Origin of the sequence: Isoptericola sp. NPDC057191 (assembly GCF_042670225.1) — a bacterium.
Taxonomy (GTDB): Bacteria; Actinomycetota; Actinomycetes; order Actinomycetales; family Cellulomonadaceae; genus Isoptericola.
The window spans coordinates 1-10,580 of the sequence record NZ_JBHUWC010000146.1; the positions used below are offsets into that span (position 1 = coordinate 1).

A 10,580-nucleotide genomic window follows, 5' to 3' on the forward strand; every position below is an offset into this window, starting at 1 on the left:
GGCCCCGAGATCTCTCGGGGCCCTTCGTCGTGCCGGTCGTGCCGGTCGTGCCGGGATCAGTGCTTCGCGACCGCCTTCTCGGCGCCGGCGCCCGTGAGCGAGCGGACCTCCATCTCGGCGAACTTCTCCGGGTGCGGCTTCTCCTTGGACAGGAAGGTGCCGACGATCCCGAGCAGGAAGCCCAGCGGGATCGACACCAGGCCGGGGTTCGTGAGCGGGAAGACGGCGAAGTCGGCGGACGGGAACATCGCCTTCTCGTCGCCCGACACCGTGGGCGACAGGACGATGAGCACGATGCACGAGACGAGCCCGCCGTAGATGCTCCACAGCGCGCCCGAGGTGTTGAACCGCTTCCAGAAGAGGGAGAACACGATCGTGGGCAGGTTGGCCGAGGCCGCCACCGCGAACGCGAGCGCCACGAGGAACGCGACGTTCTGGTTCTGGGCGAACACGCCGCCGACGATCGCGACGATGCCGATCACGACGACCGTCCAGCGCGCGATCCGCACCTCGGAGTCAGGCTTGACCTGCCCCTTCTTGATGACGTTGGCGTAGATGTCGTGCGAGAAGCTGGCCGCCGCCGTGATCGTCAGGCCGGCCACGACGGCGAGGATCGTGGCGAACGCGACCGCCGAGATCACGCCCAGCAGGATCTCGCCGCCGAGCGCGAACGCCAGCAGCGGCGCTGCCGAGTTCACCCCGCCGGGCGCGTTCAGGATCGCGTCGGGACCCACCAGGGCGCCTGCGCCGTACCCGAGCACCAGGGTGAACAGGTAGAAGATCCCGATCAGCCAGATCGCCCAGACCACCGAGCGGCGCGCCTCCTTGGCGGTGGGGACCGTGTAGAAGCGCATGAGCACGTGGGGCAGGCCCGCGGTGCCGAGCACCAGGGCCAGCGCCAGAGACAGGAAGCTCAGCTTGGTGGTGCCGGACAGGCCGTACTGCTTGCCGGGCTCGAGCAGCGCCTGGCCTCCTTCGCCGGCCGCGTCGACGGCGCCGCCGAGCACGTCGGAGAGGTTGAAGCCGAACTTGGCCAGCACCCAGAACGTCATCACCGCGGCGCCCACGATGAGCAGCACCGCCTTGATGATCTGCACCCAGGTGGTGCCCTTCATGCCGCCGACCAGCACGTAGAGGATCATGAGCGCGCCGACGACGGCGATGACGAGGCTCTGCCCGGCGCGGCTGTCGACGCCGAGCAGCAGGGCGACGAGGCCGCCGGCGCCCGCCATCTGGGCGAGCAGGTAGAAGAAGACCACGAGCAGCGTGGCCAGCGCCGCCGCCATCCGGACCGGGCGCTGGCGCAGGCGGAACGACAGGACGTCCGCCATCGTGAACTTGCCGGTGTTGCGCAACAGCTCGGCGACCAGCAGCAGGGCCACGAGCCAGGCGACGAGGAAGCCGATCGAGTAGAGGAAGCCGTCGTAGCCGTTGATCGCGATGGCGCCGCAGATACCGAGGAACGACGCCGCGGAGAGGTAGTCGCCCGCGATCGCGGTGCCGTTCTGCGGGCCGGTGAAGTTGCGCCCGCCGGCGTAGAAGTCCGCCGCGGACTTGTTCTGCCGAGACGCCCGGAACACGATGACCAGCGTCACCACCACGAAAGCGGCGAAGATGCCGATGTTCACCCAGGGGTTGCCGACGTCGGTGGCCTCCGCCGCGGAGACGACGGGGGTCCCGGACGCTCCCGCGACCGTCGATGCCAGGATGCCGCTCACAGCTCGCCCTCCTCGATCTCACGGCGCAGCGCGTCGGCCCGCGCGTCGAACTTCCGGTTCGCCCAGCGGGCGTAGAGCATCGTGATGACGAAGGTGGAGACGAACTGGCCGAGCCCGAAGAGCAGGCCGACCGTGATGTTGCTGCCGCCCAGCCGGATGCTCATGAAGTCGTGGGCGTAGTTCGCGAGCAGGACGTAGACGAAGTACCAGACGAGGAACAGGGCCGTCATCGGGAACACGAAGTTCCGGAACGCGCGTCGCAGCCCCTGGAACTCCTGGGACCGCTGCACCCGTTGGTACTCGGTCTCCCCCGGTGGCGGCCCCGCCGTGGACAGGTCGCTCATGATGCCTCCGTTGGCTCATGCGATCGGCCCGGGGCCACGCTGCCCCGGTTGAGAACGTTTCGCGAGGCACACCCTGCTAGAGGCGGCGCATGTGGCGCAAGCCACAAAACGGCGCGTCGGGAAGTCGGCAGCCGCCGCGTCGCGGTCAGCGGCGCACGTACTCCAGGTCTGTAACGACGCGGCCGGCCGTCGTGCCCTTCTTCTCGAAGCTGGTCAGCACCCGGCCGTCGAACCGCGGCGCCCGCACGCCCGCGCCGTGCGCGTTGCGGAAGTCCTCGCTCGCCTCGAGCACCTGGACCATCTGGTCCGCGTACTCGACCCAGTCGGTGGCGAGGCGGAGCACCCCGCCGGGGCGCAGCACCCGGGCGGCGAGCGCGGCGAACTCCGGGGTGACCAGGCGCCGCTTCTGGTGGCGCGACTTGTGCCACGGGTCGGGGAAGAACACCCACAGCTCGTCGACGGCGCCGGCGGGCAGCGCCGTGGCGAGCAGCTCCGCGGCGTTCGCCTGCACGAGGCGCAGGTTGCCGAGCTCGTTCCCCGGGGCGCCGCCGTCACGGCCCGGGTCGGCCCCGGCGTGCCCGGCGCGCACGATGGCCTGGGCCAGTCCGGGGGTGTAGACCTCGACGGCCAGGTGGTCGCGCTCGGGGTGCGCCGCCGCGGCCGCCACGATCGCCTCGCCCTGGCCGGAGCCGACCTCGACCACCAGCGGCGCCGTGCGGCCGAACACCTGCGCGGGCTCGAGGCGCCAGCCTGGGTCGACCGACGTGACCGCGAGGTCACGCGGCACGTCGACGAGGTACCGGTCACGGCGCGTGTCCCACGCCTTGCGCTGCGCGGCGGTGAGCCGCGCGCTGCGTCGGACGAAGCTGACCGGCTGGCGACGGTAGCGAGGGTCGACGGGCTCGGTCGAGGGGGCGGTCGAGGGGGCGGTCGAGGGGTCGGCCGGCTCGGAGGTCACAGGATCGGGCACGGCTCCAGGGTAGACGGGCGGCGACCGGCCAGGGCCAGGAGGTCAGGCCAGGAGGCAGGCGAGTAGTTCAGGTCAGGAGCTGAGGCCGACGAGGGCGAGCAGCGCGGTGCCGTACGCCTCGGCCGGATCGTCGTCCGCGAAGGTCCGGCGCTCGCCGAGCAGCTCGACGTCGACCTCGTACCTCTCCCCCGCCCGGCGCAGCCCGAGGAACGTCGAGCGCAGCAGGTCGCGCAGCTGGTCCTCGCGCGGCAGCCAGAGCGCGTCCTCGATCGCCACGGAGTCGAGGGCCCACTCGGTGGTGCCGTTGAACCCGAGGATGGTGCCGGTCGGGAACTCGTGGGCCTGGATCGTCATCGTGCTGACGGTGAACACGTCGGCGGCCAGCTCGGGGGCGTCGATCTGGAACCGGTCGCCGTCGGCGGGATGCCAGATCAGGCCTGCGTCGCGCAGCCGGGCCGCGAGATCGGGAGAGATCATCGACACATCGTGCGCCCGATCGCGGCTCGGCGCGCGCCGTCCGCCCGCCTCGGCCGAGCCCAGCACGACGCCGGGCTCTCCTGGGACGACGAAGGCCCCCGCCTGGCGCCTCGCCAGGTCAGGGGCCTTCTTTCGGTGCGCCATCAGGGACTCGAACCCCGAACCCGCTGATTAAGAGTCAGCTGCTCTGCCAATTGAGCTAATGGCGCGCGACCAGAGGACGCCCGCGGCTTGCGCCCCGGACGGTCCTCGCACGACGAGGCCCTCGCGCTGCGAGGACCTCGTGCTGGTGCGCCATCAGGGACTCGAACCCCGAACCCGCTGATTAAGAGTCAGCTGCTCTGCCAATTGAGCTAATGGCGCCGGCGGTGAGAAACATTACCAGCCGTCGGCACGTGCCGGGAAACCGTCCCGCCCGGTCAGGGCTGTGACCTCGGCGACAGCCGTACGCCGGGCCATCGGACCCTCAGCGGAAGGCCTGGAGCCCCGTCAGGTGCCGGCCCAGGATCAGCGTGTGCACCTCGTCGGTGCCCTCGTACGTGCGCACCGACTCGAGGTTGGCGGCGTGCCGCATCGGCGAGTGTTCCAGCGTGATCCCGTCACCGCCGAGGACGGTGCGGGCGGTCCGGGCGACCTCGATCGCGGCGCGCACGTTGGCGAGCTTGCCCGCCGAGATCATGTGCGGCTCGAGCCGGCCGGCGTCCTTGAGCCGGCCGAGCCGGAGAGCGAGGAGCTGCGCGCGCGAAACCTCGAGCGCCATGTCCACGAGCTTCGCCTGGGTGAGCTGGAAGGAGGCCAGCGGCCGCCCGAACTGCTCCCGCTCCCCCGCGTGCCGCAGCGCGACCTCCAGGCAGTCGCGCGCGGCGCCCGTCGCGCCCCACGCGATGCCGTACCGCGCTTCGGCGAGGCAGGCGAACGGCCCGGCCAGGCCGGGGTGCCACGGCAGGATCGCGTCCGCCGGCAGGCGCACGTCGTCGAGCACGACGTCGCACTGCACGGACGCCCGCAGCGACAGCTTCGGCTCGATCGGCGTCGCGACGAACCCCGGTGTCGAGGTCGGGACCAGGAAGCCCCGCACGCGCGGTCCCGCTCCGCCCTCGTCGTCCGGGTCCGAGGCACGCGCCCACACCACGGCGACGTCCGCGACCGACGCCAGCCCGATCCACCGCTTGCGGCCCGAGAGCACCCAATCGTCACCCACGCGCGTCGCGGTCGTCCGCATCGCCGCCGGGTCAGATCCGGCGGTGGGCTCTGTGAGCGCGAAGCAGCCGATCAGCTCACCCGCCGCCATCCCGGGCAGCCATCGCTCCCGCTGCTCGCTCGACCCGTGCTTCGCGATCGCGGACATCGCCAGCGAACCCTGCACGGAGACGAACGTCCGGATCCCCGAGTCGCCCGCCTCGAGCTCGGCCATGGCGAGCCCGTACTCGACCGCCGACCGCCCGGCGCAGCCGTACCCGTGCAGGTGCATGCCGAGCAGGCCCGCGTCCGCGAGCCGCGGCACCAGGTCGAGCGGGAACACGCCGTCGGCGAACCAGCCCGCGACGTGCGGGCGGACGTGCTCGTCGACCAGCGCCCGCACCCGGTCGCGCGTCTCACGCTCCGCCGGGCTCAGGTCGTCGTCGAGCGCGAGCAGGTCGGCAGGTTCTGCGGGTCTGGCGTCGTCGCCGGTCATGCGCCCACTGTGTCAGAGGTAGAGCCCCGTGGCGCCGCCGTCGTCGTCCGACTCGGTGACGCCGTGCACGTCACGCTCGCGCAGCAGCACGTAGTCCGTGCCCCCGAGGTCCACCTCGGCGCGGTCCTCCGGGTCGTAGAGCACCCGGTCGCCCACGGCGACCTGGCGCACGTGCTCGCCCTTCGCCACCACCAGGGCCCAGGCGAGGCGCTTGGGCCCGGACGCGGTCGCGGGGATGACCAGGCCAGCCGTCGACTGCCGCTCGGACGAGTCCACCTCCGGCTGCACCAGCAGCCGGTCGTGCAGCATGCGGATGGGCAGCGGCGTGGTGCGGGGCGCGTCGGTCACGGGCTCCACGCTAGACGACCCGGGCGTCTAGGCTCGACGCCGAGCCCGCCCCGACCCGCCCCCGAAGGAGCCCCCGTGACCCGTCTCGCCGTCGGCGACGCCGCACCCGCCCTCGAGCTGCCCGCCGTCCTGCCCGACCCGTCGGGCACCGGGCACACCACCGGCACCTTCTCGCTGGCCGCCGCGCTCGCCGAGCCCGGCCGACAGGGCGTGGTCGTGTACTTCTATCCCGCAGCCATGACGCCCGGGTGCACCACCGAGGCGTGCGACTTCCGCGACTCGCTCGCCTCGCTGCAGGGCGCCGGGTACGGCGTCGTCGGCGTCTCGCCCGACGGCGTGGACAAGCTCGCCACGTTCGCCGAGCGGGACGCCCTGACGTTCCCCCTGCTGGCCGACACCGAGCACACCGCGCTCGAGGCGTGGGGCGCCTGGGGGGAGAAGAAGAACTACGGGAAGACGTACGTCGGCGTGGTCCGCTCGACCGTCGTCGTCGCCCCCGACGGCACCGTCGCCGTCGCGCAGTACAACGTCAAGGCCACCGGGCACGTCGCCCGGGTCCGCAAGACCCTCGGCCTCGACTGACGTCGATAGACTGCCGCTGCATGCGCGGGTGGTGGAACAGGCAGACACGCTGGTTTTAGGTACCAGTGTCTTCGGACGTGCGGGTTCGAGTCCCGCTCCGCGCACCGCTGACAGTCCGACGGCCGCCCCGGGGGTCCCCGGGGCGGCCGTCGTGCGTGGTGCCGGCGTCGCGGCGGTCAGGCCTGCGGAGCGCCGTCGTTCGCGGCAGCGATCTGGGCGCGCACCTCGTCCATGTCGAGGCCCTTGACGGCGTCGACGACCTGCTTGAGCGCGGGCGCGGGCAGCGCACCGGCCTGGTTGAAGACGAGGACGCCCTCGCGGAACGCCATCAGCGTCGGGATGGCGCTCACGCCCGCCGCGGCGGCGATGCGCTGGTTCGCCTCGGTGTCGAGCTTGGCGTGCACGACGTCCGCGTTCTCCTCGGACGACGCCTCGAAGACGGGCCCGAACTGCTTGCACGGGCCGCACCACTCGGCCCAGAAGTCGACCAGCACGATGTCGTTCTCGGTGACGGTCTTCTCGAAAGTGTCGTCGGTCAGCTCGACGGTAGCCATGGGTGTCCTTCCTCAGGGGTCTCCTGCGCACAGCGCCAGGACCCTCCCCAGTATTCCCGGGGCACCCGTCCCGGCGCACGGCGACCGGGGTGGCGACGGCACGCGACGAGGTACAGCCGGGTGCGGGCTGGTAGAAACGACCTGTGACGGACACGGCCGAGTTCCCTGGTGACGACGAGTTCTACCGCGACGAGCCGCAGCCCGCAGGCTGGCTCACCCCGGAGGACCTCGCGGCCGTACGCGCGCAGCTGCCCCTCGTCTACGTCGACGCGGTGCCGGTGCGCGTGGACGACTCGGGCGACGTCGTCGCCGTCGGGCTGCTGCTGCGCGTGACGCCGCTGGGTACGATGACCCGCGCGCTCGTCTCGGGACGCGTGCTCTACCACGAGCGGGTGCGCGACGCGCTGCTGCGCCACATCGAGAAGGACCTCGGACCGGTCGCGCTGCCGCAGGTGCCGGCGTCGCCGCAGCCCTTCACGGTGGCCGAGTACTTCCCCACGCCGGGCATCACGCCCTACCACGACCCGCGCCAGCACGCGGTCTCCCTGGCGTACGTCGTGCCCGTGACGGGCGACTGCCGCCCGCAGCAGGACGCGCTGGACCTCGCGTGGCTCACGCCCGAGGAGGCGTGCAGCGACACCGTCCAGGCGGAGATGATCCACGGCCAGGGCACGATCGTGAAGCAGGCGATGGCCTGGGCGGGTCGCCTCAGCTGAGGTCGAGCACCGGCCAGTCGGCGAGGTCGGCCCGCATGCGACGGTCGTGGGTCGCGACGACCACCGCCGCGGGGGTGGCGACCAGCGCCCGGGTGAGCTCGTCCACCAGATCCACCGACAGGTGGTTGGTGGGCTCGTCGAGCAGCAGCAGGTGCGGCGCGTGCAGCAGCGCCCGCGCGAGCTCGAACCGGCGCCGCTGCCCGGCGGACAGCTCGGCGAGCGGACGGTCGAGGTCCTCGTCGCTGAGCAGCCCGAGCGCCGCCACGGGCACGACGTGCTCGGGGTCCAGCTCGCCGCGTCCCAGCAGCTCCAGCGCCTCGGCCGCGTACGCGTCGAAGCCTGAGCGCCCGACGTCGTCCGGGCCTCCCGCCGGGGCGGCGCGGTCGGGCGCGAGCGCCGTCTCCTGCGTCACGACGCCGAGGCGTGCGCCGGCGGTCACGGACCGTGTCCCCCGCCCGAGCGCGACGCGGCCCGCGAGCGCCGCGAGCAGCGTCGACTTGCCCGCTCCGTTCGGCCCGACGACGAGCAGCCGTCCGGAGGGCGGCACGGCGACGCGCGTGCCGGGCAGGTCGAGCCGGACACCGCCGTCGTCCGCGACCACCCGGGGCGAGCGGACCTCGACGATCGGGTCGGCAGGGTCCCAGCCGGGCGACATGGCGGGCAGGTCCGGGAACGCGAGCCGCGCGGGCGGGACGGGCACCTCGACGGCCTCGGCCTCGAGCTTCTGCACCAGACGGTCCGCGGCCTTGACGTGCATGCGCGCCCGGGTGGCACGCCGGTGCTTCTGCGACCCCTTCTCGGGGCGCCACTCGTCGGACAGCCCCTCGTAGGAGGTGTCCAGCCGCTCGGCGAGCACGCGGGCGCGCTCCTGCTCGGCCCGGTAGCGCTGCCGCCACCGGTGCAGCGCCTGGTTCTTCGCGAACCGGTAAGCGAGGTAGCCCGGTTGGCCGTACAGCACGGGCCGGCCGTCCATGGACGGGTCGAGGTCGAGGATGGCGGTGGCGACGTCGTCGAGGAGCTCGCGGTCGTGCGTCACGACGACGACGCCGCCACGCCAGGCGACCAGCTCGCCCGTGAGGAACTCGATCGCCGAGTCGTCGAGGTGGTTGGTCGGCTCGTCGAGCAGCAGCAGGTCGGCGCGCTCGGCGAGCCGGCAGGCGAGGCGCACCCGGTAGCGCTGCCCGACCGAGAGCGTGTCCAGGCGGCGGTCCGGGTCACGCACGGCGTCCAGCCGGGTGAGCGCGACGTCGACGCGGCGGTCGGCGTCCCAGGCGGCCAGGTGCTCGGCGCGGGCGAGCAGGCCCGACAGCCGCCGCAGGTCGCCGGTCTCGTGGTCGAAGCCCGCGGCTTCCTTCTCGATCTCGGCGGCGAGGGCGCGTAGCCCGGCGAGCGTGCCCTGCACCAGGTCGCCGACCGTCTGGCCGTCCGCCGCGGCCAGCTCCTGCTCCACGAGCGCGACGCTCCCCCTGCGGCGCACCTCGCCGCGCCCGGGGCGCAGGTCGCCGGCCAGCAGGTGCAGCAGCGTGGACTTGCCGGAGCCGTTCTCCCCCACGACGCCCAGCCGGGTGCCGTCCGAGACGCGCAGGCTCACTCCGTCGAGCACCGGACGGCCGGGGTAGGCGAACGCGAGGTCCGTGGCGGTGAGGTGCACCCGCCAACCCTACGTGCGCGTCCTGGACGCTCCGGCCCCTGCGGGGCGCGGGTGGGGCTCGTCTAGGGTGGCGGCATGACTTCCCCCGCTTCCGAGGCCGTCCTGCGCGCCGACGGCCGCACGCCCGACCAGCTCCGTCCCGTCACGATCACGCGCGGGTGGACCGAGAACGCCGAGGGCTCCGTGCTGGTGGAGTTCGGCCGCACGCGCGTCCTGTGCACGGCGTCGTTCACCGAGGGCGTGCCGCGCTGGAAGAAGGGGTCGGGCGAGGGCTGGGTCACCGCCGAGTACGCCATGCTCCCCCGCGCGACGAACGACCGCAGCCAGCGCGAGTCCGTCAAGGGCAAGATCGGCGGCCGCACCCACGAGATCTCCCGCCTCATCGGCCGCGCGCTGCGCGCCGTCGTGGACGTCTCCGCCCTCGGCGAGAACACGATCGTGCTCGACTGCGACGTGCTCCAGGCCGACGGTGGCACGCGGACCGCGGCGATCACGGGTGCGTACGTCGCGCTGGCCGACGCGGTCGCGTGGGGCACCCGGCACGGGCACGTCACCGGGGGCAAGCGGGTGCTGACCGACTCGGTCGCGGCCGTGAGCGTCGGCATCATCGACGGCACCCCGATGCTGGACCTGCCCTACGTGGAGGACGTGCGGGCGCAGACCGACATGAACGTCGTGACGACGGGGTCCGGCGCGTTCGTCGAGGTCCAGGGCACCGCCGAGCACGCGCCGTTCGACCGCGCCGAGCTCGACGCCCTGCTCGACCTCGCGGTCGCCGGCACCGCGGACCTCACCGAGATCCAGCGCGCGGCGCTGGCGCAGGAGCTGTGACGATGTCCCAGGCGCCCACCTGCGTGACGGTCCCGGCCGGCGCCCGTCTCGTGCTGGCCACGCACAACCGCAAGAAGCTGGTCGAGCTGCGCGCCATCCTGCGCGCCCAGCCGGGCCTGGACGCCCTGCCCGACGACGCGGTGGTGACGGCGGGCGACCTCGGCGCCCCGGAACCCGTCGAGGACGGCGTGTCGTTCGTCGAGAACGCGCTCATCAAGGCGCGCGCGCTCGCGGCCTCGACCGGCCTGCCCGCCGTCGCGGACGACTCCGGCCTCAGCGTCGACGTCATGGGCGGCGCACCCGGCATCTTCTCCGCCCGCTGGTCGGGCAGGCACGGCGACGACGAGGCGAACCTCGACCTGCTGCTGGCGCAGCTCGCCGACGTCCGTGACGAGCACCGGGCAGCGGCGTTCGTCTGCGCCGCGGCCCTGGTCACGCCGGACGGCCGCGAGGAGGTGTGCCTCGGCGAGATGCCCGGCACGCTGGTGCGCGCCCCGCGCGGCGACAACGGCTTCGGCTACGACCCGATCCACGTGCCCGTCGAGCAGGCCCCGGCCGCCGACGGGACGCCCGGCACGCGCACGTCCTCCGAGCTGGAGCCGGCCGAGAAGAACGCGATCAGCCACCGCGGCAAGGCCTTCCGGGCCCTGGCACCGGCGGTCGCCGACGCTCTGAACCCCTCCTGAGCGTTGTGGGTACGGAAAGGGCGAGAAT

General features: G+C 73.0%; 12 protein-coding genes and 3 tRNA genes. 5 read left to right on the plus strand and 10 right to left on the minus strand.

Annotated features, from left to right (window positions below):
* Positions 1-56: 56 nt before the first annotated feature.
* The 8 genes from ACFT55_RS15630 to ACFT55_RS15665 form a co-directional block, all read right to left on the minus strand.
* Entirely contained in the window at positions 57-1,709 is a 1,653-nt protein-coding gene (locus ACFT55_RS15630; protein WP_380244772.1) for a cation acetate symporter, read from the minus strand.
* A 5-nt stretch (positions 1,710-1,714) separates the two neighbouring features.
* The gene (locus ACFT55_RS15635; RefSeq protein WP_380244762.1) at positions 1,715-2,062 is read right to left on the minus strand and encodes a DUF485 domain-containing protein; all 348 of its coding nucleotides are present in this window, start codon (positions 2,060-2,062) and stop codon (positions 1,715-1,717) included.
* Between the two features lie 145 nt (positions 2,063-2,207).
* On the minus strand, positions 2,208-3,032 hold the full coding sequence (trmB, locus tag ACFT55_RS15640; RefSeq protein WP_380244763.1) for a tRNA (guanosine(46)-N7)-methyltransferase TrmB: 825 nt from the start codon (positions 3,030-3,032) through the stop codon (positions 2,208-2,210).
* 72 nt (positions 3,033-3,104) lie between these two features.
* Positions 3,105-3,509, minus strand: coding sequence for a pilus assembly protein CpaE (locus tag ACFT55_RS15645; RefSeq protein ID WP_380244764.1), 405 nt, complete (start codon positions 3,507-3,509; stop codon positions 3,105-3,107).
* Positions 3,510-3,645: 136 nt separating this feature from the next.
* A tRNA-Lys gene (locus tag ACFT55_RS15650) sits at positions 3,646-3,718 on the minus strand.
* Between the two features lie 78 nt (positions 3,719-3,796).
* Positions 3,797-3,872: transfer RNA gene (locus tag ACFT55_RS15655), tRNA-Lys, on the minus strand.
* A gap of 103 nt (positions 3,873-3,975) precedes the next feature.
* On the minus strand, positions 3,976-5,184 hold the full coding sequence (locus ACFT55_RS15660; RefSeq protein WP_380244765.1) for an acyl-CoA dehydrogenase family protein: 1,209 nt from the start codon (positions 5,182-5,184) through the stop codon (positions 3,976-3,978).
* A gap of 12 nt (positions 5,185-5,196) precedes the next feature.
* Complete coding sequence (locus ACFT55_RS15665) at positions 5,197-5,493, minus strand: GroES family chaperonin (protein ID WP_380244773.1); 297 nt, start codon at positions 5,491-5,493, stop codon at positions 5,197-5,199.
* 114 nt (positions 5,494-5,607) lie between these two features.
* Here ACFT55_RS15665 and ACFT55_RS15670 point away from each other — a divergent pair, with 114 nt between their 5' ends.
* Together ACFT55_RS15670 and ACFT55_RS15675 are read left to right on the plus strand one after the other, a co-directional pair.
* The gene (locus ACFT55_RS15670; RefSeq protein ID WP_380244766.1) at positions 5,608-6,114 is read left to right on the plus strand and encodes a peroxiredoxin; all 507 of its coding nucleotides are present in this window, start codon (positions 5,608-5,610) and stop codon (positions 6,112-6,114) included.
* A gap of 22 nt (positions 6,115-6,136) precedes the next feature.
* Positions 6,137-6,218 (plus strand) — tRNA-Leu (locus tag ACFT55_RS15675).
* Between the two features lie 72 nt (positions 6,219-6,290).
* Here ACFT55_RS15675 and trxA read toward each other — a convergent pair.
* Entirely contained in the window at positions 6,291-6,668 is a 378-nt protein-coding gene (trxA, locus tag ACFT55_RS15680) for a thioredoxin (protein ID WP_380244767.1), read from the minus strand.
* Positions 6,669-6,811: 143 nt separating this feature from the next.
* Between trxA and ACFT55_RS15685 the strand changes: the two genes are divergently transcribed.
* Entirely contained in the window at positions 6,812-7,384 is a 573-nt protein-coding gene (locus ACFT55_RS15685; protein WP_380244768.1) for an NUDIX hydrolase family protein, read from the plus strand.
* Here the strand turns inward: ACFT55_RS15685 and ACFT55_RS15690 are convergent.
* Entirely contained in the window at positions 7,377-9,035 is a 1,659-nt protein-coding gene (locus ACFT55_RS15690; protein WP_380244769.1) for an ATP-binding cassette domain-containing protein, read from the minus strand. The two genes, ACFT55_RS15685 and ACFT55_RS15690, sit on opposite strands and share 8 nt — an antisense overlap.
* Positions 9,036-9,110: 75 nt before the next feature.
* On the opposite strand from ACFT55_RS15690, the gene rph reads away from it, so the two are divergent.
* Positions 9,111-9,866 (plus strand): ribonuclease PH, encoded by a 756-nt coding sequence (rph, locus tag ACFT55_RS15695; protein ID WP_380244770.1) that lies wholly within the window; start codon positions 9,111-9,113, stop codon positions 9,864-9,866.
* Positions 9,867-9,868: 2 nt separating this feature from the next.
* The gene (gene rdgB / locus ACFT55_RS15700) at positions 9,869-10,552 is read left to right on the plus strand and encodes an RdgB/HAM1 family non-canonical purine NTP pyrophosphatase (protein WP_380244771.1); all 684 of its coding nucleotides are present in this window, start codon (positions 9,869-9,871) and stop codon (positions 10,550-10,552) included.
* Positions 10,553-10,580: the final 28 nt, after the last annotated feature.

What these genes read in the sequence shown, in the direction of transcription:
- trxA (WP_380244767.1), bottom strand. Translation starts at nt 6,668, where the DNA reads ATGGCTACCGTCGAGCTGACCGACGACACTTTCGAGAAGACCGTCACC.
- ACFT55_RS15635 (WP_380244762.1), bottom strand. Translation starts at nt 2,062, where the DNA reads ATGAGCGACCTGTCCACGGCGGGGCCGCCACCGGGGGAGACCGAGTAC.
- rph (WP_380244770.1), top strand. Translation starts at nt 9,111, where the DNA reads ATGACTTCCCCCGCTTCCGAGGCCGTCCTGCGCGCCGACGGCCGCACG.
- ACFT55_RS15645 (WP_380244764.1), bottom strand. Translation starts at nt 3,509, where the DNA reads ATGATCTCTCCCGATCTCGCGGCCCGGCTGCGCGACGCAGGCCTGATC.
- ACFT55_RS15660 (WP_380244765.1), bottom strand. Translation starts at nt 5,184, where the DNA reads ATGACCGGCGACGACGCCAGACCCGCAGAACCTGCCGACCTGCTCGCG.
- ACFT55_RS15665 (WP_380244773.1), bottom strand. Translation starts at nt 5,493, where the DNA reads ATGCTGCACGACCGGCTGCTGGTGCAGCCGGAGGTGGACTCGTCCGAG.
- rdgB (WP_380244771.1), top strand. Translation starts at nt 9,869, where the DNA reads ATGTCCCAGGCGCCCACCTGCGTGACGGTCCCGGCCGGCGCCCGTCTC.